Consider the following 22,820-nt stretch of genomic DNA (forward strand, 5'->3'; position numbering starts at 1 on the left):
CTTAACCACTTGCTCTCCAGATTTCGAAGCACGAACGCCCGAGCCCGCAGGCAGGCGTCGCGACGCACTGTGCCGGGTGAATTCGTCATTACAGCATTAACAAGTCCTTAATTGGCAAAACCTACAGTCGACGGCACGGGCCGGCGCCAGTGCCGGCATGGACCGCCGAATTGGAAGAAACGCCGCCAATGGCGCAGAAGGCTGCCGCTGGATTTATGTCGCGAGCCCGCGCTTTGGCGCGAGGGCTGTCGCGTCATGTCCGCAAGGCACCCGTGCTGGCGGCCTGCCTGCTCATTGGCCTCGGTGCGCCCGCCCGCGCCGCCGATGTGGTCCGGGGCGAGGCGACTTTCTCGGCCGGTGGCGGCTTTGCCCGTCTGGTGATCAAGCTCGGCGAGGACGTTCCCTCCGAGGTGACGACGGCCGGCTCCATTCTCATCATTCGCTTCGATAGGGCGGTCGACGTTCCCGTCGATCGCGTTCCGGAAGGTGCGCCCGACTACGTCAATTCTGCCCGCCGCGATCCCGACGGCAGCGCCATCCGCCTGTCGCTTGCGCGGCGCGTCACCGTCAACACCATGAACGCCGGCGAGCGCACCTTCATCGACCTCTTGCCGGAGGGCTGGAAGGGGCCGCCGCCAAGCCTGCCCATGGACGTGGTCAAGGAACTGGCCGAGCGTGCGCGTGTCGCCGAACGTGCCTTGCGCGCCCAGCGCGCCGCGGCAGAGACCAAGAAGCGTCCGCAGATCCGCGTGCGCGCCTCGGTGCAGCCGACTTTCGTGCGCTTCGTGTTCGAGATGCCCGACGGCGTCGGCGTGTCCTCCGTGCTCAACGAGCAGAAGCTCACGCTCGCGTTCAATGCCGGCCTCAATTTCGATCTGGCGGACGCCGTCGTCGCCGCGCCCCCGAATGTCGCCTCGATCAAGCAGAAGTCCGACATCGACCAGACCAGTGTCGAGATCGCGCTGATCGGCGATTCGGACGTGCACTCCTTCCGCGACGAGAAGAATTACGTCGTCGACATCTCCTTCCAGCCCGACAAGGGCAAGACCGCCGCGACGGCTGAGGCGGTGATCGCGCAGGCGAAGCCTGCGGCCCAAGGCCATGGACCGACTCCGGAAAAACCGGCAGCCGAGAAGCCGAAGGAGGTCCATCGCGAGATCGCGCCGCCGACGTCCGAGACGATCGCGCGCGAAGCCAGGATCGAAGCCAAGATCGAAGCCAAGCCCGAGGTGAAGCCGGAAGCTCCGGCGGCGATGCCGCCGGTCGAAGCACCGAAGCCTGCGCCGGCTCCCGCGGCCGAAGCACCGCATGCTGCGGAACCGCCCAAGGACGTGTCGAAGCCTGCGGCGCCGGCAACGGCAACGGAAGCTGTGGTCGCGCCCGTCAAGCCCGCTATGTCCGAAGCGCCCAAGGAGGTCGTCAAGGAGGCTGCGAAAGAGCCGGCCAAGGACAGCGTCAAGGCCGCACCTGCCGAGGCGCCGGCCGCGCCGCAGCCCACCGTGGCCAGCGTCGATGTCCGCCGCGACAGCGATGGCTTGCGCGTGATCTTCCCGCTTCAGGTGGCAACGCCTGCGGCGGCGTTCCGCCGCGGCGACACCGTGTGGCTGGTGTTCGATACGCCGAAGCCGATCGACGTCGAGGCGATCCGCAGCCGGGGCGGTGCGATGATCGGCGAGGTCAGCCGCATGCCGCTCGACAAGGGGCAGGCGGTCCGCATCCGTCTCACCCGGCCGCTGGTCTACTCGCTGACGAGTGAGGAGGTCGGCAAGGAGACCAATTGGCTCCTGACGCTCGCCGACAAGATCCAGGCGACGCCGCTGCCGCTGATGATGTCGCGCAACATCACCGACCCCGCGCTCGCCAATATCGCGATCCCCTTCGCCAATCCGGGCCTGTTGCACAAGCTGACCGATCCCGACGCCGGCGACACGCTCTATGTCGTCACCGGGCAGCGGCCGGTGCGCGGCTTCATCAAGCGGCAGGATCTCGTCGATCTTTCGCTGCTGGAATCCGCGCACGGCATCGCGATCCGGCCGAACTCCGACGAGGTCGGCGTCGAGGTCGGATCCGACAAGGTCATTCTCGGCAAGAAGGGTGGACTGACGCTGTCGCCGGTCGATATCTCCGCCGAGCGGGCACCGACCGCGGTGCGGCCGGTCTTCAGTCCGGAAGGCTGGCGCAAGGGCCAGTCGGAGGATTTCTGGACGCGCCAGGGCAGTCTGATCACGGCGATCGCGGCCGTCGAGCCGGCGCAGCGCTCGCTGCCGCGGCTCGATCTCGCGCAGTTCTACATGTCGCGCGCCATGTACCACGAAGCCAAGTCGGTGACCGACCTGATGCTGGCCGATCCCCTCAACAAGGAGGAGAGCGGCGCGCTGATCATGCATGCGATCGCGAACATCTTGATCGGCCGGCCAGCGCAGGGCTTGAAGGACCTCGCCAATCCCGTGATCGGCAACAGCCACGATTCCCAGCTCTGGAAGGCGCTCGCCTATGCGCGCCAGGGCAAGTGGGCGGATGCGCGCGAGAAGTTCAAGAACGTCGAATTCGCGATCGCCTCGCTGCCGATCGACATCCAGCGCATCGTGACGATGGAGGCGATGCGCGCCTCGCTCGAGGTGAAGGATTATGCCGGCGCCTCCAAGCGCCGCAGCGAGATCGAGGTGGTCGGCATATCGCCCGAGGCGGCGCCCGGCTTCGCCGTGCTGCGCGGCCGGCTCGCAGAGGCGCTCGGCCACGACAAGGACGCGCTCGACGACTACAAATTCGCGGTCGCCTCGAACGATCGTCAGGCGGCGGCCGAGGCCAAGCAGCTCGAAGTGGCGCTGCGGCAGAAGCGCGACGAGATCAGCAAGGAAGACGCGCTGCGTGAGCTCGAGACGCTGTCGATGACCTGGCGGGGCGACTCGATCGAGGTCAAGACGCTCCAGATGCTGTCGCAGATCTATGCCGAGAACGGGCGCTACCGGGACGCGCTCAGGGCGGCGCGCACCGCGACAAGGCTCCAGCCGAACGCCGAGGCCTCGCGTCAGGCGCAGGACCTCGCCTCCGACCTGTTCACGCAGATCTTCCTGGGGCCCAAGGGCGACGAGCTGCCGCCGGTCGAAGCGCTCGGGATGTTCTACGAGTTCCGCGAGCTGACGCCGATCGGCCGCCGCGGCGACGAGCTGATCCGCCGCCTCGCCGACCGTCTCGCCTCGATCGACCTGCTCGACCAGGCTGCCGAGCTGTTGCAGTACCAGGTCGACCATCGCCTCGAAGGCGCAGCCCGCGCCCAGGTCGCGGCGCGCCTGTCCATGATCTACCTCGCCAACCGCAAGCCCGACATGGCGATCTCGGCGCTGCGCGCGAGCCGTATCAGCGATCTCTCCGGCGAGCTGCGGCAGCAGCGGCTGCTGCTCGAGGCGCGCGCGCAGAGCGACGTCGGCCGCCACGATCTCGCGCTCGACATCGTCTCCAACGTTTCCGGACGCGAGGTGCTCCGCCTGCGCTCCGACATCTTCTGGGCGGCGCGGCGCTGGCGCGAATCCGCCGAGCAGATCGAGCTCTATTACGGCGACCGCTTCCGCGACTTCAAGCCGCTCAACGCGGTGGAGAAGAGCGACATCATCCGCGCCGCCGTCGGCTATGCGCTCGCCGACGATTCGATCGGCCTGTCGCGCTTCCGCGAGAAATACGCGCCGCTGATGAGCGAGAGTGCGGACCGGGTCGCCTTCGACATCGCGAGCAAGCCGGCAGCGTCCTCCAGCGCCGAATTCGCCGAGATCGCCAAGCTCGCTGCCAGCGTCGACACGCTCGACGGCTTCCTGCGCGAGATGAAGCAGCGCTTCCCCGACGCCACCGCCCGCGCACCGGCCTCGCCGCAAGCCAAGGACGAGGCCGACCACACCGGCTCGCTGCCCACGATCCCCGTCGTGCGGCAGATCAAGATGACGCGGTAGGAAGCCTGCTACCACGAGGCCTCTCGACAGGTGCCCGTTGAAGCGGCAACCTGCGCGTCTTCATGCCGGGAGAGCGTCGATATGAGCAAGCCTGCCAAGACCGAAGCCGAACTCATCGCCATGGCGCGGGCCGAATTGAAGGTCCATGCCGATGGTCCGGATGACCTCGTCATCTCGATTGTCCGCGACGGCGACAGCTGGGAATTCCGCGCCGATGCCGACCAGGCCGCGACGGATAAGCCGGGCTTCCCCGAAAGCGTCGCCATGCTGGTGCAGATCGGCGATCACCTCAGCAAGCAGTATGACGTGAAGGGGTAGGGGCGCTGTCGACGCCGTCTCACTGTACGCCACGTTCTCGGTGTCATCGCCCGACTTGATCGGGCGATCCAGTATTCCAGAGACCGCAGTGATGAAATCGAAAGGCCGCGGCGTACTGGATGCCCCGGTCCCGGCTCCGCTAGGCTACGCCGGGCCCACAAGGGCGCTCGGCCGGCGAAGCTTCAGCGAAGACGGCAAGCCGGGGCATGACGGCGGATGGAGCCGCAGTTATCCGCCCCCGTAACTCTGCACCAGGCTTCCCGCCACCAGCGACCAGCCATCGACCAGCACGAAGAAGATCAGCTTGAACGGCAGCGAGATCGTTGCGGGCGGCAGCATCATCATTCCCATCGACATCAGCACGGAGGCGACGACGAGGTCGATGATCAGGAAGGGGAGAAACAGCAGGAAGCCGATCTCGAAGGCGCGCTTCAACTCGGAGATCATGAAGGCGGGGACGAGGATGCGAAGCGCGAGGTCATCCGGCGTGGCCGGCGGCGGCTCGCCCGAGAGATCCAGGAACAGCTTGAGGTCCTTCTCGCGCACGTTCTTCTGCATGAAGCCGCGCAAGGGGACGGAAGCGCGCTGGAGTGCGTCCTCGACGCCAAGCTGGTTGGCGACGAGCGGGCGGATGCCTTCGTCGTAGGACTTCTGCAGCACAGGTCCCATCACGAAGAAGGTAAGGAACATCGCGAGCGCGATGATCACCGAGTTCGGCGGCGCGGTCGCCGTGCCCATCGCGGTGCGCAGCAGCGACAAGACGACCACGATGCGCGTGAATGACGTCATCATGATCAGGATCGACGGCGCGATCGACAGCACCGTGAGCAGCGCGATGAGCTGGATCGCGCGCTCGGTGACGCCGCCCCCCTGACCGCCGAGATTGATGCTGATGTCCTGCGCATGCGCAGGCATCGCGAGCGAAGCCGCGGCGATCAGAACAGAAAGAAAAACAACTCTACGCGGGAGGGCCGGCAGCCTCACGAAGACGGCTTCGGACGGCCGAGCAGCGAGGCCATCTCGTCTTCGAGATTTTCAAAGCTGGTCTTCTCCGCGGCCGGCTTTGCGGGCGGAGCCGGGGGGGCCGGCGGCTCGCTGCGTGCGGCGCGGGGCGGTGGTGGCGCGGGCGGCTCGGGCGCAACCGGAGGCGCGACTGTCTCGCCGGCGGGGCGGCGCAGCGCGGCTTCGAGCCGCTGCGCCATCTCGGCGAGATTCTGCTCGGCGTTCGAGGGCGCGGCAGGAGCGGGGGCCGGCGGCGGAACGGCCGGAGCCTGCGGCACGGGCGGGGGAGGCGGCGGCGCGGCCGCGCGCTCGGCGCGCACCGGGGGGACTTTCACCGGCTCGCTCTGCCGCGGGGGACGTGGCATCAGCGGAGGCTCGTTGCGGGCGATGCGCGGCGGAACCGGCTCGGGGCGTGCCTCGCGCTCGGGGCGCGGCGGCAGGACCGGCTCAGGCGGAAAGCCGGCCAGTGGCGGTTCGTTGCGGCGCTCGGCCAGCGCGGGAGCGGGCCGGCGTACCTCGTCGGCGAAGGAGGGGCGCGGCCGCGGCGGCGGCTCGGGCATTTGCGGTTCGGGATGATCGAGCAGTTCGGGCCGCGGAGCTTCGTCGGTCCAGCTGCTGGTATCGGGCATCGGGGCAAGGCGCGGCGGCTCGGCGGCATTGGAACGCTGCGGAAGCTGGTCGCGGCCGGGCGCTGCGCGCACGATATTGGGCTCGACGACGATGTCGGTGGGACCGCCAATCATCAGGAGATGCTCGACATTGTCACGCCGGACCAGCACCAGGCGGCGCCGGCCATCGACCGCGGCGGCATCGATCACGGCAAGCCGGGGCATCCGGCCGCGCTGGGTGTTGGCACCGAGCCGGCTGGTGGCGAATCGGCGAACCAACCATGCGGCGACGCCGATCAACGCCAGAACGACGATGAACGCCACGATGAAGGTGATTGGGCTGCCTTGCATACTTGTCCCCGACAAATGGCGCTTTTCTCGTGCCCATGGTCAGACGCGCCAACCATCGGCGTGGGATGCCCCAAACTGCGATTTCTTAACGTCCCACGGCAAGTTTTGCCGTCCCCAGCTCTTAATAACCTATGAATCGCTCGATCCAAAACGACTTCTTGGCCTGTGCATGGCTCGCCAAACGGTTGGGTTAATGCCGCTTTTGGATGCGTAGAATCACGGGGGGCGCAAAGTGGTGTTCCATCAAGGGACATGCATCGACGCCATCCTTAACCACCTGTTAACCATACACGCGGCAAATTCTGCCTAGCTTCGGGCCTTTGGTCCGAGAGGCGGAAGGAGCCGCAACGATGTCCATCAACGACCTCCCGGTGCTGTCGGCGCTTCGCACCAAGATGCAGTGGCATCAGGAACGCCAGCGCGTCCTGTCCGAGAACGTCTCCAATTCCGACACGCCCAAATTCCGGCCACGCGACCTGGTCGAGCCGAAGCTCGACAAATCAGGCGCCGTCACCGGCTCGATGGGCCCCCTGGCGCTGACCCGCACCAGCGGCTCCCACATGGCGCCATCCGGCGCCGCCTCGGGCTTTGACCAGAACAGGAATGCGGGTTTCGAGACCCGTCCCGCGGGCAACGCCGTCAATCTCGAAGAGGAGATGATGAAGGCCGCCAGCAACCAGATGGACTACGCGGCGGCGACCTCGCTCTATTCCAAGAGCCTGCATCTGCTCAAGACCGCGATCGGCAAAGGCTAGGGCATGATCCGGAAAAGTGTGCGGCGGTTTTCCCTCGCGACAAACGCGGAGCGTTTGCGCGGAGAGCATGCTCAAGAGCTAAGGGAAGCGCATCATGGCGAATGACAGCAGCGACTTTGCCCGCTCGATGGCGATCGCGACCTCCGGCCTGCGCGCGCAGGCCGGGCGCATGCGGGTGATCTCCGAAAACATCGCGAATGCGGATTCGACCTCGCAGACATCAGGCGGCGATCCCTACCGGCGCAAGGTGCCGACCTTCTCCTCCGCGCTCGACCGCACGCTCGACGCGCAGGTCGTCACGCTCGGCAGGATCAAGCCGGACCAGTCGAACTTCCGCACCAAATTCGAGCCGAGCAATCCGGCCGCCGATGCGACCGGCAACGTCAAATATCCCAACGTGAACTCGGTGGTCGAGATGACCGACATGCGCGACGCGCAGCGGTCCTACGAGGCCAATCTCAACATCATCAGTGCGACGCGCCGGATGATCCAGCGCACGCTCGACATCCTCAAGAGCTGAACAGGACAATTAAGCCATGGCATCACCGACAATCGCAGCCAATGCTTATGCCAACCTCGCCCGCGTGCTGGAGAACAGCGGCGCCGGCAAGGGCAGCGAAGCGAGCGGGCAGTCCTTCGCGTCGCTCCTGAAAGACGCTGTCGGCAGCGTCATGGAGTCCGGCCGCAAGTCCGACGCGCAGACGGTGGCGATGGCCGCCGGCAAGGCCAACGTGATGGACGTGGTGACGGCGGTCGCCGACACCGACGTCGCGGTATCCACGCTGGTCTCGGTCCGCGACCGCGTGATCGCGGCATATGAAGACATCATGAAGATGCCGATCTGATCGGTCCTGTCATTCCGGGGCGCGACGACGTCGCAAACCCGGAATCCATAACCACGATCGGGAGTATGGATTCCGGGCTCTCGCTTCGCGAGCCCCGGAATGACGAACAACTCATAGTGAGAAAAAGAACATGACCGGACCTGAAACCCTCGACGTCGCGCGTGATGCGATCTGGACCATCGTGATAGTGTCGTCGCCGCTGATGGTGGTCGGCCTCGTGGTCGGCGTCGTCGTGTCGCTGTTCCAGGCGCTGACGCAGATCCAGGAGCAGACGCTGATCTACGTGCCGAAGATCCTGGCCATCTTCGCCACGATGCTGCTGGCGCTGCCGTTCATGGCCGACGCACTCCATTCCCACATGATGCGGATCTCGTCGCGAATCATCGGCGGCTGAGGCACAATGCGCCCGTCATGCGCATCGACGTCTCGCTGCTGCCGGCGCTCGCCGCTTCCTTCATGCTCGCCTTCGCCCGGGTCGGTGCGATGGTGATGCTGTTGCCGGGGCTGGGCGAGACCAACATTCCGACGCGGATCAAGCTGGCGATCGCGCTGCTGCTGACGCTGATCATCCTGCCGCTGCATCGCAACGCCTACCACGTCGACATGGGCTCGATCGCGCCGCTGCTGGTCATGATGCTGCATGAGATCGTGATCGGCGTCGTGCTGGGGGCGACCGCGCGCGTGACGTTGTCGGCGCTTCAGGTCGCGGGCGCCGTGATTGCGCAGCAGATGGGGCTCGGCTTCGTCACTTCGGTCGATCCGACACAGGGACAGCAGGGCGTGCTGGTCGGCAATTTCCTGACCATGCTCGGGGTGACGCTGCTGTTTGCCACCGACAGCCATCATCTGGTGATCGCCGCGCTGAACGACAGCTACACGATCTTCGCGCCCGGCGAGACCGTATCGAGTGGCGACGTCGCTTCGCTGGCGACGCGCGCCTTTGCCGCCGCGTTCAGCCTGGGCTTGCAACTTTCCGGACCGTTCCTTGTGTTCGGCCTCGTCTTCAACATCGGGCTCGGCGTGCTGGCGCGGCTGATGCCGCAGATGCAGGTCTATTTCGTGGGCGTGCCGCTGTCGATCTTCGTGGGCTTCCTGGTGCTCGCCGTGGTGCTCACCGCGATGATGGGCACGTATCTCGACTATTTCATCGGTGTCATGCACCAGATGATGCCGCTCAAATAGGTGATCGATGGCAGACGACAACGATCCCGACAGTCAAACAGAAGACCCGACACAAAAGCGTCTCGAAGAGGCGCTCGAACGCGGCGACGTCGCCAAGAGCCAGGAGATCAACACCTGGTTCATGATCGCGGGCGGCACGCTCGTGGTCTCCACCTTCTCGGGCTCGGTGGGCAGCGGGCTGGTGACGCCGATGCGCAACCTGCTCGCCAATTCCTGGATGATCAAGACCGACGGCAGGGCTCTGCTCGCGCTGATGCAGCAGATCGAGGTCGCCGTGCTCGCGGCGATCGGCGTGCCCCTGCTGATGCTGGTGCTGGCGGCGATTGCCGGCAACGTGCTCCAGCATCGCCTGGTCTGGTCGGCCGAATCCCTGAAACCCAAATTCAGCAAACTGTCGCCGGCCGAGGGCCTCAAGCGCATCTTCGGCAAGCAGGCGGCCGCGAACTTCCTCAAGGGGCTCGGCAAGCTGATCGTGCTCGGCGCGGTCATGACCGTGGTCCTGTGGCCGGAGCGCCATCGCATGGAGGCGATGGTCAGGCTCGATCCGGCCGCCATGCTGGGCGCCAGCACCAGCCTGACCATTCATCTGCTCGGCGCGGTGGTCGCGGCGCTCGCGATCATCGCCATCGGCGACTATTTCTTCCAGTATCGCAGCTGGTTCCAGCGGCAGAAGATGTCGCTCCAGGAGATCAAGGAAGAGTTCAAGCAGTCCGAAGGCGACCCGCACATCAAGGGCAAGCTCCGGCAATTGCGCCAGCAGCGCTCCAAGAAGCGCATGATGGCGGCGGTTCCCAAGGCCTCCGTGATCATCACCAACCCGACCCACTATTCGATCGCGCTGTCCTACGAGCGCGGCATGTCTGCGCCGATCTGCGTCGCCAAGGGCGTCGACAACCTCGCCTTCAAGATCCGGGAGATCGCGCGCGAGCACGACATCCCGATCGTCGAGAACGTGCCGCTCGCCCGCGCGCTCTACGCCACCGTCGAAATCGACCAGGAAATCCCGACCGAGCACTACCATGCGGTCGCCGAGGTCATCGGTTACGTCATGCGGCTGAAGCAGGGATTCGGCGCCGGACGCGGATAAAATGCCCGAAAAGTACCGGAAATGGCCGTAATCTGGGAATCAGCGTACCTTTCGCCCTTGCTACCCTTGCGCCTGCGGGTCCGATTCAGGCAGGGAGGACCCCACGCGCCCCGTAGCGCGTTGATTCTCTGCCGACAGGCTGTGCCAGCTTGAAATGACTGCCGAGACCGACCACGACCTCACACGCGAGCCCGTTGCGGCGCACGAGCCGTCGCCGCGCTCGGGCAGCATTGCGCTGGTGCTGCTGGTAGCCGCCGGCCTCGTCGCCGTCGCCGTCGGGCTGATGACGCTCGGGCGCGCGCAGGCGCAGCCCTATATCCTCGGCATCCTCGCCGTGCTGGCGATGGTTGGCCTGTTCAACCTGTTCGCCTTCGCCGCCGGCATCATCCGCTTCGTCGACCGCAGTCTCGACGATCCCGTGATCGGGCGCATTGCCGACCACGCCTTCGACGGCCTGGCCGTGACCGATCCCCGCGGCCACGTGGTCTATTCCAACGCCGCTTATCTGACGCTCACCGGCGCCAGCGGACCGCAGGAGGTGCGGCCCGTGGAGCGCGTTTTCATCGGCAACCCCGACGTCTCCGAAGCCGTGTTCCGCCTGCTCAAGGCCGCGCGCGAAGGAAAACGGCAGCAGGAAGAGGTGCGGATCTCCGGCCATGATGGCAGCCAGGGCCGCTGGCTGCGCATGCGGGTACGCCCGCTCGGCACCGGGAAGCGCGAGGCGAAATACGCGGTGTGGTCGATCTCCGACATCACCCGCGACCGCGAGCGCCAGGAGGACGTGTTCCAGGAACTCCAGCACGCGATCGAATATCTCGATCACGCGCCCTGCGGCTTCTTCTCGGTCAATCCGGCCGGCGAACTCGCCTATGTCAACGCGACACTGGCGAACTGGCTCGACTACGATCTCGCCGAGATCGGCTCGGGCGGGCTGAAGCTCACCGACATCGTCTCCGGCGACGGCGCCTCGCTGCTCACCGCGATCGTGGCGGTGCCGGGCGAAGTGAAGACGGAAGTCTTCGACATCGACTTGCGCATGCGCACCGGCAAGACCATGCCGGTGCGGCTCTATCACAAGCTCGCCTTCGGCGCCGACGGCGCGCCGGGGCCGTCGCGCACGCTCGTCATCAGCCGCGCGCGCGACGAGCGCAGCGATCCCGACCGCGCCGCCGAAGTGCGCTTCATGCGCTTCTTCGACCATACGCCGATGGCGATCGCGACCGTCGACCGAGGCGGCAACGTCGTGCGCGCCAACGCGCGCTACGCCAAGCTCGGGCAGGCGCTCGGGCTCGACAGCGCCAGCAAGTCGATCTTCCGCGCGGTCAATTCGCGCGACCGGCAACTTTTGATCACGGCCATCAACCAGGCCGCGGAGGGCCAGGCCGACGTCGCGCCGGTCGAGGTGGCGCTCGAGGGAGCCAAGGAGCGCTGGGGCCAGTTCTTCGTCACGCCGGTGGATGCGGCCGAGAACGAGGCCGAAGCCGCCATCGTGCACATGCTCGAGACCACCGAGCGGCGCGCGCTGGAGAACCAGATCAACCAGTCGCAGAAGATGGAGACGGTCGGCCAGCTCGCCGGCGGCATCGCCCACGACTTCAACAACGTGCTCTCCGCCATCATGATGGCGAACGACTTCCTGCTGAACGCGCACAAGCCGACCGATCCGTCGTTCCAGGACATCATGCAGATCAAGCAGAATGCGACGCGCGCGGCGACGCTGGTGCGGCAGTTGCTGGCGTTCTCGCGGCGGCAGACGCTGCGGCCGCAGGTGCTCGACCTCGGCGATGCGCTGTCCGATCTCGCCATGCTGCTGCGCCGGCTGATCGGCGAGAAGGTCAAGCAGGAGACCATCCACGGCCGCGATCTCTGGCCGGTGAAGGTCGACGTCTCCCAGTTCGAGCAGGTAATCGTCAACTTGGCGGTGAACGCGCGCGACGCCATGCCCGACGGCGGCAAGCTGATCATCCGCACCGCCAACGTCACCGCGGAAGAAGCGGCCAAGCTCGCCTACAAGGGCATGCCGGCTGCGGACTATGTACGGATCGAGGTCGCCGACACCGGCACCGGCATCCCCGCCGATATCCGCGACAAGATCTTCGAGCCGTTCTTCTCGACCAAGGAAGTGGGCAAGGGCACCGGCCTCGGGCTCTCCACCGTCTACGGCATCGTCAAGCAGACCGGCGGCTTCATTTACGTGGACTCGGAACCGGGGCAGGGGACTTCGTTCCATATCTTCCTGCCGCGCCATCACGCCGAGCCCGAGGTGCAAGAGCAGCCCGCAGCAGTGGTCGGCGCGGCCAATGGCGCCGCGAAGGAGACCGCACCTGCGGCGGCGGAGGCCAAGCCGCGGACCGATCTCACCGGACAGGGCACCATCCTTCTCGTCGAGGACGAAGAGGGCCTGCGCGCGCTGAACGCACGTGGCCTGCGCTCGCGCGGCTACACCGTGGTCGAGGCCGAGAACGGCGTCGAGGCCATGGAGGTCCTGGAGGAACAGAGCGGTGCGATCGATCTCGTCGTCTCCGACGTCGTGATGCCCGAGATGGACGGCCCGACGCTGCTGAAGGCGATGCGCGAGAAGAATCCCGACATCAAGTTCATCTTCGTCTCCGGCTACGCCGAGGATGCCTTCGAGAAGAGCCTGCCCGAAGGCCAGCAATTCGACTTCCTGCCAAAGCCGTTCACGCTCAGCCAGCTCGTGGCGGCCGTAAAGGAGACGATGGCAAAGGCGGGATGACGGCGACTACCACTGTCGATTTGCGAGAGTTCCTGGAAATGACGAGGAAAAAGCGGCATTCCTGTCGTAAACCCGCCGGTAACCAGCGACCGCGGTTCCTCCGGCTCCCCGGCCAAACCCCCGCCAAATATGGGCTTTTGCCACATCCCCGCGACTGAGGGCCGCAGCCATAAGTTCCGAAACCGGCTTCACTTTTCGGGAAGTCTGCCCATGTTAGGAGCACGTCCCCATGCCGGGGATTTGGGAAACGCACATGACTTTCTCGCAACGCTCCCGCACTCTCTTCAAGACCCTCGCCGTCATGCTGGCGCTTGCGCTGCCGACTGCGCTGGTGATTTCGTCCGCCGACGCCCGCGTCGGTGGTGGCATGTCGTCGGGTTCGCGCGGTTCGCGCACCTATTCGGCGCCGCCGTCGACCACGACCGCGCCGGGCTCGACCTCGCAGTTCAACCGCACCTATACCCAGCCGGGTGCCGGCATGAATTCGGCTGCCGCCGCACCCGCGCGTGGCGGCCTGTTCGGCCGCGCCGGCGGCTTCATGGGCGGCCTTGCGGCCGGCTTCCTCGGCGCAGGCCTGCTCGGCATGCTGTTCGGCGGCGGCCTGTTCGGTGGCCTCGGCGGCCTGTCGTCAATCATTGGCCTGCTCATCCAGATCGCGCTCGTGGTGTTGGTGGTGCGGCTGGCGATGTCCTGGTGGCAGCGCCGCCACTCGCAGCAGGCGGCCTATGCCAATGCTGATGCAGGCAGCGGTCAGGGACCGCAGCCGAACTATCGCAGCGGCCTCGGTGGCGGTAGCGTCGGTGGTGGACTTGGCGGTGGTCTCGGCGGCTTCGGCTTCGGCGGCGCCAACAACGCGCCGCTCGAGATCAAGCCGGATGACTATGAGGCGTTCGAGCGCCTGCTCGGCGATGTCCAGGCCGCCTGGTCGAACGAGGACGTGGCCAAGCTGCACACGCTCGCGACGCCGGAAATGGTCTCCTATTTCGAGCAGGACCTTGGCCAGAACCGCGCGCGCAACGTCGTCAACAAGGTGACCAACGTCAAGCTGTTGCAGGGCGACCTCGCGGAGGCCTGGCGCGAAGGCGAGACCGAATACGCCACGGTGGCGCTGCGCTTCGCCCTCACCGACAAGACGCTGGACCGCAACAGCGGTACGGTTGTCGCCGGCAGCGAGCAGCCGGGCGAGGCGACCGAGATCTGGACCTTTGCCCGCCGTCCGGGCAGCGGCTGGGAATTGTCGGCGATCCAGCAGACCAACTGATCGTACGCAGATTAAAGACAAGGGCGTCGTGCTTCGGCACGGCGCCCTTTTTCTTTGAGCCGCTTATATCCTGATACGGCCGACCATTTTGCGCGAAGCACTTAATTGCTTGTTGCCCGCGCAGAGCTCCCGCAATTTCGCGCCTGCCGGTTAGAGAGGGAGATATTCGGTGAGCCAGTCTGTCGCGCGCTCCAGGACAAATCACGAAACCATTGCCAGGAATTCGTCCCTGCCGCTGGAGGCGATCGAAACGGCGTATGACCGGATCGAGGCCGAGCGCGACCGCAATTGCTGGATCTATCTCCGCCCGCGGGAGGAGGCGCTCGAAGCATGCCGGAAGCTCGTGGCACGCGCGCGGACAGGCGAAAATCTTCCGCTGCTCGGCATTCCCTTTGGTGTGAAGGACAATATCGATGTCGAGGGAATGCCGACCACTGCCGCATGCCCCGCGTTCAGCTACACGCCCTGGCATTCCGCGCACAGCGTCGAACGCCTGACCGCGGCCGGCGCAATTTGCCTCGGAAAGACCAATCTCGATCAGTTCGCCACAGGCCTGTCCGGTGCGCGTTCGCCCTATGGCCCCTGCGCGTCGGTTGCCGATGCGCGCTATATTGCGGGCGGCTCCAGTTCCGGGTCCGCGGTCGCCGTCGCGGCGGGGCACGTCGCGTTCGCGCTCGGCACCGATACTGGCGGGTCCGGCCGCATACCTGCCGGCTTCAACAACATCGTCGGAATCAAGCCGACCGTTGGGCTGGTGTCATCACGCGGGCTGGTGCCGAATTGCCCGACGATCGATTGCGTTTCGGTGTTCTGCAATACCGTCAGCGATGGCGAGGCAATCCTCGAAATTATCGAAGGGTTCGATTTCGAAGATCCCTACAGCCGCCTGCCCAGGGCCTTTTCTTTCGCCAGCGGGGCGGTGCCATCGTTCCGGTTCGGCCGCATTGCGGCCGCCGATCTCGAATGCTTCGGCATGCCGGAATGCGGCGAGCTCTATGAGCGCGCCTGCGAGCGTTTCACGCAGATCGGGGGAACGGCGATCGAGGTGGACTTCGCGCCGTTCCGCCAGGCCGGGGAGTTGATGTTCAGCGGACCCTGGGTCGCGGAGCGGCACTCGGCCATCGCTTCGCTGATGGACATCGATTCTGGCTCCCTGCTTGATGTCACGAGGACCGTGCTGGGCTCGGCCGCCGGCTATTCAGCGATCGACACATTTGGTGCCATTCACCGGCTGCACCGGCTTCGCCGCGACGCCGAGGCGATCTTTGCGGGTATCGATGCGCTGGTGGTCCCGACCGCACCGCGGCCGTTCACGCTGGAGGAGATGGATCGCGATCCGATCACCCTCAACAATCGCCTCGGCTATTACTCGTACTTTGCCAATCTGCTCGATCTCTGCGGCGTGGCGGTTCCGAACGCGACATTGCCGAACGGCATGCCGATGGGCGTGACCCTTCTGGCGCCGGCCTGGCATGATCGCGCGCTGATCGGACTGGCGCGGCGGTTCGAGGCCAGTGCAGGCCGAGCGGCGTTCGAATTGAAGTCTGGCGGTTGACGGACGGAATTTATTCCATCTCTTGCTCGAGTGTCGAAAGATCCAGGATCGAAATCACGGATCTGTCGTACCTGATCACGCCTTCCTCCTGGAGCCGCGCGAGCTGTACTGTCACCCATTGGCGGGTGGATCCGATGAGATTGGCGAGATCGCCGTGGGTAAACGGCATCCCGATGACGACCTCGCCGTCGCGCTTAACGCCGTAGACGTGCGACAGGAAGATCAACAGGCTATGTAGCCGCTCGGTCACCGAGCGCGTCCCGAGCATCTGGGCCATCGCCGAATAGCATCGCGCCTTGAATGCCAGGGCATCCAGCAGGGCGACGGCGATCGCCGGCGATTCCAGCGCAAGCCGCCGCAGCGCCAGTCCCGGCATGAACGTCAACAGGCTGGGTTCGGCCGCAACCGATGACCACATGTGCGGGCCCGTTCCGAATATATCGGGGCCGCCGACGAAGTTGCCGGGAAACCAGTAGGCGAGCGTGACCTCGCGCCCCGACGGCGCCGCATAGTAGCTGCGTATGCGTCCCTCGCTGATCAGGTAGATCCCAGCCTGTGTGTCGCCCTGAGACCAAACCAGTTGGCCGGCTTCCAGGGCCTTCTCGCGTCCGATCGCGCGCAGCCGATTGCAATCAGCCCGGTTGAGACCATCCAGCAAGCCGGGCAGCGGCCTGACGAGATTGTCCGACTCGGCCAGCATCACGCCTGCCGCTATCGCGCTATTCGCCCTGTGCATCGCCGGCTCCACGGTGAGACCCGGCATCGATTATTCAAGAACCATGCCAGCGCGCTGCGGGCTGCTTCGCGATTTCCAAGTTCTGGGGGATCAGCTCGCGTCCGACTGATTGAACGCCCGCAACCCTTCTGCGCGGATGACGTCGAGACAATCCTTCTTGAGGGAAAGATAGGTTGGCTCGACCATGACGGAGCTCGACCGCGGGCGCGGCAGCTTGACCGCGACTTCGCGCAGGATGCGGCCGGGTCCCGCGCTCATGATGAGAACACGGTCGGCCAGCACGATGGCCTCATCTATGTCATGCGTGACGAACACGATCGTCGCCTTGATCCGGTCGCGCAGCTCCAGCAGATTGTCTTGCATCACCGCCCGGGTCTGCGCATCGAGGGCTCCGAAGGGCTCGTCCATCAGCAGCACGCGAGGCTGATTGGCCAACGCTCGCGCGATCGCCACGCGCTGTTGCATGCCCCCGGACAGCGTGTTCGGATAGGCGTCGGCGAAACGCTTGAGACCGACCATCGCGATCAGATCGTCGGCGATGGCATTCGCTTCCGTCCTGGACTTCCCAAGCATCCTCGGGCCGTGGGCGATGTTCCTGCGGACAGACTTCCAGGGGAAGAGATGCGGCTGCTGGAACACCATGCCGACATCGGGTCGCGGGCTGTAGACGCGCGAGCCCTCTACCAGGATGTCGCCTTCAAACGGCACTTCCAGTCCGGCGATCGTATTGAGCACCGTCGACTTGCCGCAGCCGGAGGGCCCGACGATGCAAACGAACTCGCTAGGCGCCACGTCGAAGGAAACGCGATCCACCGCGATGGTCTGCCCGCGGCGGGTGTCAAAAACGATGCTCAGGTCTGAGACTTGAATGGCCGGTTGTTTCCGCGCCGATTCGACGGAGGCTGGCGAACTTGCCAGAGCCAGTTTCATGGTCGATCGAGCTCCAGACATCAACGCCACCAGACAGTACGTTCCGCAAGAGCCGAAAACAGCCGGTCGGCAGTGAACGAAATCAACCCGAGCGCTGCGAGCCCGCCCATGACCTGGCCCGTTTGCAAATTCTGCTGCGCAATCTCGATCCTGTAGACGATGCCGGCGAAAGCGCCTGCAAGTTCGGCCGCGACAAGCGTGTAAAACGAGATGCTGACGGCGGTGCGCAACCCGACCACGATGTAGGGAAGCGCGCCCAGCAGCACGATCTCCTGGAGCATCTGCCGCCGGGGCGTGCCGAGCATCAACGCCGCCCGAATCAGGCCGCGGTCGACCTTCTGCACGCCGATGTGGGTCGAAAGCCAAACCGTGAAGAACACGCCCCATACGACGAGGAACAGTTTTCCCGCCTCCGACAGGCCGAACCAGAGGATGACAATCGGCACGAAAGCAATCGGCGGAATTGGCCGCAGGATATGGAATAGCGGGGACAGCAAGCTCGAAATAACAGGGAATTGGCCGGTGAGGATACCGAGCAGGATGCCGAGCAGGCCGCCTACGATGAACCCCGTGGTGACGCGAAAGAGGCTGGCCAGCAGATCGCCAAGGAACTGTCCGCTTCGTATCCACTCAAGGACCGCCGCAGCAACCACTGTCGGCGGCGGAAACAGCACCATGTTGACGGCCCCGGAACGGGCGACCAGTTCCCAGAGGCCGACGAACAGGGGAAGCGAAAGCGCCCCGATCAGAATATTGAGGCGGCGAAGACGAGCTGAATCCGGCCGCCGACCGCGACCGTCGGTGCGGAGAGCAATCTCCTGTCCTGCTGAAGTGCCATCCTGCATGGCTGTGCGGGTGCCTATTTCCACGAGAGCGTGACGCGTGCGGGGTCGACCTTCTTCAGCGGCTCGGCGACGACGACCTTGCTGAAGTCGGGCATCGCCGCTCCCGGAGGATGGTTGCCGCTCTCGAGGCGCCATGCGGAGTGGGTCTTGAGAATCTCGATCAGCCGGTCGTCGAGCCGTACCCGGTAAACATAGTCGGCCCAGATGGGGGCGAGTTCATCCCGCTTCATGCCGACCGCGTCCGCCACGACCGTGATCGCTTCGTCCGGGTGTGCCTTCATCCAGACCTCGGCGTCGATCAGCGCGGCGATGAACTTCTCAACCAGTGCAGGGTTGGCATCCAGATAGGGTCTCGTGACGACGATGTTGAACGTCTCGGAGTAAGTGCCCGTTGTATCGAGCTCAGCGACGGCTTCGCCGAGGGCCTTCTTGGCGTTGGCGATGTGGGGTTCCCAAGTGTCGATCGCGTCGATGCTTCCTGCTGCAAGTGCCGGCAGCATCTCCTGCGGCCGCAGGTTGACGAGGGTGACATCCTTGGGAGTCAATCCCGCCGACTTCAGCAAAGTTGCCGTGTAGACCTCGCTGCCGGTGCCGGCAGTGAATCCGATTCGCTTGCCGCGAAGATCTGCCTTGGTCTTGACGCCGGCCTTGGCCGCGACGACCGTCTTGAGGTCGGAATATTCCATGCCGGCGACGAAGGCGATGGGCTGGTTTGCCATCGCCGAAGCGGTGACCGGCGCCTCCGCCGTCGTCGCGATGTCGGCGCCGCCCCCGATCACGGTGTCCAGGCACTGCTTGCCGGACGTGAAGTTCGAGACGGTGATGTCCAGTCCGTTCTTTTCGAAAATCCCCTTCGATTTGGCGACGATCGCAAGGCCGGAGATCGGTCCGAGGTTTTGCGCAAGCCGGGCTTTGAGCAATTCCGCGGCCGAGGCGCGGCCCGGACTGATGGCAAGGCAGCAAAGCGTGGCATAGCCGGCAATTGCCGCGATTGGGCGGACGGTGTTCCAGTGCATGACGATCTCCCCTCGCGCCGCGCCCGGCGGCAGCCCCGATGTGATCGCGGATGCCGCCCTGAACGGCCCCGCAGCAGACTCCCGCGTCCCCTCCTGGGCGATCTCTTGAGGATCGGCCCCACGTTGGTATGCTCGCCCGGCGCTACGGTCTCTGGAAGCAATTAATCGACATGGCCCTCGGGGCGACCGGTCGTGCGCCGCCGCTCGAGGTGATGCGCGTGCGGCGGATGGCCGCTGGAATAATGTCTGTCGTGACGGGGTTCATGTCAGCGGATCAAAGACCGTCCAGCGAGGCGCAATCGCAGGAACAATCGGGAGGATAGGATGAGCATTCTTGCCAGGGTCATCGTGCCAGCAGGCGTTGCGTTCGCGGTCTTCGCAAGTCCATCGGTGTGGGCGCAGTCAGCCGACATGACCTTCTTTGTGACTTCGAGCGGGCCGGGCAAGGGAGCCGATCTCGGCGGCCTGGAGGGAGCCGATGCGCAGTGCCAGAAGCTGGCGCAGGCCGGCGGCGCCGGCGGCAAGACCTGGCGCGCCTATCTCTCGACGCAGGCCGCCGACGGCAAGCCCGCCGTCAATGCCAAGGACCGCATTGGCAAGGGACCGTGGCAGAATGCCAAGGGTGCGGTGATTGCCAAGGACGTTGCCGACCTGCACGGCGCGGCCAATAACCTCACCAAGCAGACAGCGCTCAGCGAGAAGGGCGAGGTCATCAACGGCGCCGGCGACACGCCGAACCGGCACGATATCCTCACGGGATCGCAACCGGACGGCACCGCTTTTGCCGCGGGCGACGACAAGACCTGCAGGAACTGGACGTCGAGCACGCAGGGCGCGGCGGTCGTCGGCCATGCCGATCGTAAGGGCCTGCGCGACGACGAGCCGTCAAAGTCCTGGAACAGCTCTCACCCCTCGCGCGGTCCTGACGGCGGCTGCTCGCAGGCCGATCTGAAGAGCACCGGCGGCGACGGCCTGCTGTTTTGTTTCGCGGCGAATTGAGTTAGGGCGCGCAGCTCTCTCCCCGCGACATTGCGAGCGTAGCGAAGCAATCCAGACTGTCTCCGCGGAAAGATTCTGGATTGCTTCGCTTGCGCTCGCAATGACGGGGTATGTGGTGCCGCCGTTCCGTCTCGCTCTCACGGAACCTTCGGCCGCATATTACATTGGTCCGACCGCTTCCACGCTCACGGACCCTTCCCATGAAATACGAGCTCTACTACTGGCCCGAGATCCAGGGCCGCGGCGAATATGTGCGGCTGGCGCTGGAGGAGGCGGGGGCGGCTTATGTCGACGTCGCGCGGGGGGCGCGCGGAACAGCTGCGATGATGAAGATGATGGACGCGCATGGCGGCACGCCGCCCTTCGCGCCGCCGTTCCTGAAAGCGGGCAAGCTCGTCATCGGCCAGACCGCCAACATCCTGCTCTATCTCGGCGCCCGTCATGGGCTCGCGCCGAAGACGGAAGCGGGCAAGCTTTGGGTGCACCAGCTTCAGCTCACCATCACCGACCTCGTGACCGAGATCCACGACACCCATCACCCGCTCGGGCCTTCGATGTACTATGAAGATCAGAAGGCGCCGGCGAAGAAGCGCACGGCCGAGTTTTGGGACGAGCGCGTGCCGAAATATCTCGGCTATTTCGAGGAGCTCCTCGCGTGTAATGGCGGTGCCTATGTCACCGGTCGCAGGCTGACTTACGTCGATCTATCCCTGTTCCAGATCGTCGATGGGCTGCGCTACGCCTTTCCCAAGCGCATGAAGGCGTTCGAGGGAAATATCGCGGGCCTCGTCGATCTGCATGACCGCATCGCCGCGCGGCCGAACATCAAGGCCTATCTCGAAAGTGAGCGCCGCATTCCCTTCAACGAGCAAGGCATTTTCCGCCGCTACAAGGAATTGGACAATTAGCCGGTCCGGATAGCGGCTCACCACACGCCGGGCAGCAGGCGATAGCGCACGCGCGACATATAGTCGGAATAGCCCGGCAGGCCCTCACGCAGCGTGCGCTCCTCGATGCCGATGCGAACAGCAAACAAAACGACGATGACCGGCGCTATCGCAAGGCCCCACCACGAGCCCAGCAGCAGCGGCACGCCGGCGAAGAATAGGATCATGCCGCTGTACATGGGATGGCGCACATGCGCGTAAGGCCCCGTCGAGACCACGCGCTGTGCGCGTTCGGCCTGGAGCTTCACCACGGGCGCGGCGAACGAGTTCTCGCGGAACACCCACAGGATGAACAGCGTCGAGAGGACGAACAGCACGAGACCGAGCGCCTGGAACGCAACCGGCACGTCGGAGGACTGCGTGCGCCGGTCGAGCCCCATCGCGGCCAGCCAGGCCAGCATCGCAATGGCGAAGACGATCATGAAGGCCTTGTCGGCGGCAGGCTGGTCCTTTTGCAGGACCGGCCGCAGACGTTCGGCGAGCAGCGCCGGATCGACCCGATAAAGCCACCAGCCGCAGAGCGGGCCGAGCAGGGCGCAGGTGGCGAGGAACACCCAGGCCGAAGGCCAATGCATCGTCCCGGCGCAAGCGAACAGCAGCGCGCCCATGCCGGCGGTGGTGATCGTGTTCTGCAACAGCAGTTTTGCGATCATGCGCAGGTCCCGGGTCAGCCGCGCACGATATTGGTCCCGCTATCCGGCGAAGATGCGGCCGGACACGCGAAAAGCCCGATCGACCGGTTCGGGCGTTTCATCTTTGACCGGTCTGATCAGGCGAGCTGATCGATCCGCGTGCCCTGACCCGGCGGCAGCGGCGCGGGCGGCGGCGGCTTGTAGGTCGGGTCGTTGTCCTTGGTCTTCTGGTCGTCCTGCTGCTTGGTCGCGTCGTAGCTCGGCACCACGATCGCGATCGGCGGCGGCGCAACGGTAGAGACGCTCATCCACAAATCCTCACACATGGAAACAATCGACCTTGCGCTGCGAGGAGCGAAGCTTCCGTCAAGCCAATCGTTAAAATGCGAGGGAGTTGGTGCGGTGGGATGTGCCTTTTGTGCCTCCTTGCGCTGTACGAGGGAGCGGACGAACCTCTCCTCGTCATCGCGAGCGCAGCGAAGCAATCCAGGACTGTCACCGCGGAGGGATTCTGGATTGCTTCGCTTCGCTCGCAATGACGGAGCGTGTGGAAAGAGCGAGTGCCGTCTACTCGTCCTTGCCGCGCGTGATCGCGATGGACGCATCCGTCTTGGTACGGGTGCATTCCATGTTGAGCCGGCGGTAGCGCATGACGACCTTGTCGCCGCGCAACAGTCCCATCCGCTTCAGGCAGCGTGTCGCGCCCGTCGTGGTGTCGTCCTTCGTGACGGTGAAGACGATCGCCGCCATCGACCCCACCAGTGAAAAGAACTCCGGTGTCGGCTTGCGATCGCCCTTGGCATAGAGCTCGATGGAATATTTGTCGCCGCGGCAACCCACGGACAGCTCCTTGGCCGCGGGGTGCGAGAGGTAGACGATGTTGGCGGCCCGGAAATTCACCTTGAGGCGCTCGACCTGGTTCGTCAGCTCCTTGGCGCTGTCATCGCAGCGATCCGCGCGGGCAGGCGAGGCGAGGGTCACAAGGCCGGTGATGGCGGCGGCGACCAGGATCGCGCCGCGGACGTTCAGTTTGAAAATCATGATGAAAAGCCCCTTAGGCCGCGCATTCAACC

22 protein-coding genes are annotated in these 22,820 nt (G+C 65.2%); 13 read left to right on the forward strand and 9 right to left on the reverse strand.

The window, feature by feature from the left end:
• The first annotated feature begins 188 nt into the window (after positions 1 to 188).
• Positions 189 to 3,941: a tetratricopeptide repeat protein gene (locus ABIB99_RS04720; protein ID WP_354174960.1), complete on the forward strand. Its 3,753-nt coding sequence runs from the start codon at positions 189 to 191 to the stop codon at positions 3,939 to 3,941.
• Between the two features lie 81 nt (positions 3,942 to 4,022).
• Positions 4,023 to 4,259, forward strand: a complete 237-nt coding sequence (locus ABIB99_RS04725) for a hypothetical protein (RefSeq protein ID WP_028148501.1) — start codon at positions 4,023 to 4,025, stop codon at positions 4,257 to 4,259.
• A 228-nt stretch (positions 4,260 to 4,487) separates the two neighbouring features.
• Here the strand turns inward: ABIB99_RS04725 and fliP are convergent, their stop codons facing one another.
• On the reverse strand, positions 4,488 to 5,243 hold the full coding sequence (fliP, locus tag ABIB99_RS04730; RefSeq protein ID WP_063982286.1) for a flagellar type III secretion system pore protein FliP: 756 nt from the start codon (positions 5,241 to 5,243) through the stop codon (positions 4,488 to 4,490).
• Positions 5,240 to 6,220 (reverse strand): flagellar biosynthetic protein FliO, encoded by a 981-nt coding sequence (locus ABIB99_RS04735; protein WP_354174961.1) that lies wholly within the window; start codon positions 6,218 to 6,220, stop codon positions 5,240 to 5,242. The genes fliP and ABIB99_RS04735 overlap by 4 nt, the downstream gene beginning before the upstream one ends.
• 350 nt (positions 6,221 to 6,570) lie before the next feature.
• Here ABIB99_RS04735 and flgB point away from each other — a divergent pair, with 350 nt between their 5' ends.
• The 9 genes from flgB to atzF all read left to right on the forward strand — a co-directional run bounded on the left by flgB (position 6,571) and on the right by atzF (position 15,642).
• A complete protein-coding gene (gene flgB, locus ABIB99_RS04740; protein ID WP_208070577.1) occupies positions 6,571 to 6,975 on the forward strand; it encodes a flagellar basal body rod protein FlgB in 405 nt (134 codons plus the stop codon).
• Between the two features lie 94 nt (positions 6,976 to 7,069).
• The gene (gene flgC / locus ABIB99_RS04745) at positions 7,070 to 7,495 is read left to right on the forward strand and encodes a flagellar basal body rod protein FlgC (protein WP_354174962.1); all 426 of its coding nucleotides are present in this window, start codon (positions 7,070 to 7,072) and stop codon (positions 7,493 to 7,495) included.
• A gap of 16 nt (positions 7,496 to 7,511) precedes the next feature.
• Entirely contained in the window at positions 7,512 to 7,820 is a 309-nt protein-coding gene (fliE, locus tag ABIB99_RS04750; protein ID WP_008142413.1) for a flagellar hook-basal body complex protein FliE, read from the forward strand.
• A 130-nt stretch (positions 7,821 to 7,950) separates the two neighbouring features.
• On the forward strand, positions 7,951 to 8,214 hold the full coding sequence (fliQ, locus tag ABIB99_RS04755) for a flagellar biosynthesis protein FliQ (RefSeq protein ID WP_014494021.1): 264 nt from the start codon (positions 7,951 to 7,953) through the stop codon (positions 8,212 to 8,214).
• A 17-nt stretch (positions 8,215 to 8,231) separates the two neighbouring features.
• A complete protein-coding gene (gene fliR / locus ABIB99_RS04760) occupies positions 8,232 to 9,002 on the forward strand; it encodes a flagellar biosynthetic protein FliR (protein WP_354174963.1) in 771 nt (256 codons plus the stop codon).
• A 7-nt stretch (positions 9,003 to 9,009) separates the two neighbouring features.
• Positions 9,010 to 10,089 (forward strand): flagellar biosynthesis protein FlhB, encoded by a 1,080-nt coding sequence (gene flhB, locus ABIB99_RS04765; protein ID WP_063982289.1) that lies wholly within the window; start codon positions 9,010 to 9,012, stop codon positions 10,087 to 10,089.
• 154 nt (positions 10,090 to 10,243) lie between these two features.
• Positions 10,244 to 12,826 (forward strand): cell cycle histidine kinase CckA, encoded by a 2,583-nt coding sequence (cckA, locus tag ABIB99_RS04770; protein WP_247309244.1) that lies wholly within the window; start codon positions 10,244 to 10,246, stop codon positions 12,824 to 12,826.
• A gap of 229 nt (positions 12,827 to 13,055) precedes the next feature.
• Positions 13,056 to 14,087 carry a Tim44 domain-containing protein gene (locus tag ABIB99_RS04775; RefSeq protein WP_247309246.1) on the forward strand — a complete coding sequence of 344 codons (1,032 nt, stop codon included), beginning with the start codon at positions 13,056 to 13,058 and terminating at the stop codon, positions 14,085 to 14,087.
• A 169-nt stretch (positions 14,088 to 14,256) separates the two neighbouring features.
• Complete coding sequence (atzF, locus tag ABIB99_RS04780; RefSeq protein WP_063982292.1) at positions 14,257 to 15,642, forward strand: allophanate hydrolase; 1,386 nt, start codon at positions 14,257 to 14,259, stop codon at positions 15,640 to 15,642.
• A gap of 10 nt (positions 15,643 to 15,652) precedes the next feature.
• Here atzF and ABIB99_RS04785 read toward each other — a convergent pair whose 3' ends face one another.
• The 4 genes from ABIB99_RS04785 to ABIB99_RS04800 all read right to left on the reverse strand — a co-directional run bounded on the left by ABIB99_RS04785 (position 15,653) and on the right by ABIB99_RS04800 (position 19,169).
• A complete protein-coding gene (locus ABIB99_RS04785) occupies positions 15,653 to 16,378 on the reverse strand; it encodes a Crp/Fnr family transcriptional regulator (protein WP_063986244.1) in 726 nt (241 codons plus the stop codon).
• A 90-nt stretch (positions 16,379 to 16,468) separates the two neighbouring features.
• The gene (locus ABIB99_RS04790) at positions 16,469 to 17,308 is read right to left on the reverse strand and encodes an ABC transporter ATP-binding protein (protein ID WP_247309248.1); all 840 of its coding nucleotides are present in this window, start codon (positions 17,306 to 17,308) and stop codon (positions 16,469 to 16,471) included.
• A gap of 20 nt (positions 17,309 to 17,328) precedes the next feature.
• Positions 17,329 to 18,153 carry an ABC transporter permease gene (locus ABIB99_RS04795; protein ID WP_247309249.1) on the reverse strand — a complete coding sequence of 275 codons (825 nt, stop codon included), beginning with the start codon at positions 18,151 to 18,153 and terminating at the stop codon, positions 17,329 to 17,331.
• Positions 18,154 to 18,167: 14 nt separating this feature from the next.
• On the reverse strand, positions 18,168 to 19,169 hold the full coding sequence (locus ABIB99_RS04800) for an NrtA/SsuA/CpmA family ABC transporter substrate-binding protein (RefSeq protein WP_247309250.1): 1,002 nt from the start codon (positions 19,167 to 19,169) through the stop codon (positions 18,168 to 18,170).
• 324 nt (positions 19,170 to 19,493) lie between these two features.
• Here ABIB99_RS04800 and ABIB99_RS04805 point away from each other — a divergent pair, with 324 nt between their 5' ends.
• On the forward strand, positions 19,494 to 20,168 hold the full coding sequence (locus ABIB99_RS04805; protein WP_063982296.1) for a lectin: 675 nt from the start codon (positions 19,494 to 19,496) through the stop codon (positions 20,166 to 20,168).
• A 200-nt stretch (positions 20,169 to 20,368) separates the two neighbouring features.
• Positions 20,369 to 21,076, forward strand: coding sequence for a glutathione S-transferase (locus ABIB99_RS04810; protein ID WP_247342644.1), 708 nt, complete (start codon positions 20,369 to 20,371; stop codon positions 21,074 to 21,076).
• Positions 21,077 to 21,093: 17 nt separating this feature from the next.
• Here ABIB99_RS04810 and ABIB99_RS04815 read toward each other — a convergent pair whose 3' ends face one another.
• From ABIB99_RS04815 to ABIB99_RS04825, 3 genes are all read right to left on the reverse strand, one after another.
• Positions 21,094 to 21,768, reverse strand: coding sequence for a methyltransferase family protein (locus ABIB99_RS04815; protein WP_247309252.1), 675 nt, complete (start codon positions 21,766 to 21,768; stop codon positions 21,094 to 21,096).
• 116 nt (positions 21,769 to 21,884) lie between these two features.
• Entirely contained in the window at positions 21,885 to 22,055 is a 171-nt protein-coding gene (locus ABIB99_RS04820) for a hypothetical protein (RefSeq protein ID WP_166090739.1), read from the reverse strand.
• A gap of 259 nt (positions 22,056 to 22,314) precedes the next feature.
• A complete protein-coding gene (locus ABIB99_RS04825) occupies positions 22,315 to 22,788 on the reverse strand; it encodes a hypothetical protein (RefSeq protein ID WP_071912253.1) in 474 nt (157 codons plus the stop codon).
• Positions 22,789 to 22,820 lie beyond the last annotated feature (32 nt).

The sequence above is a fragment of the Bradyrhizobium sp. LA6.1 genome (genome assembly GCF_040547805.1).
GTDB lineage: Bacteria > Pseudomonadota > Alphaproteobacteria > Rhizobiales > Xanthobacteraceae > Bradyrhizobium > Bradyrhizobium barranii.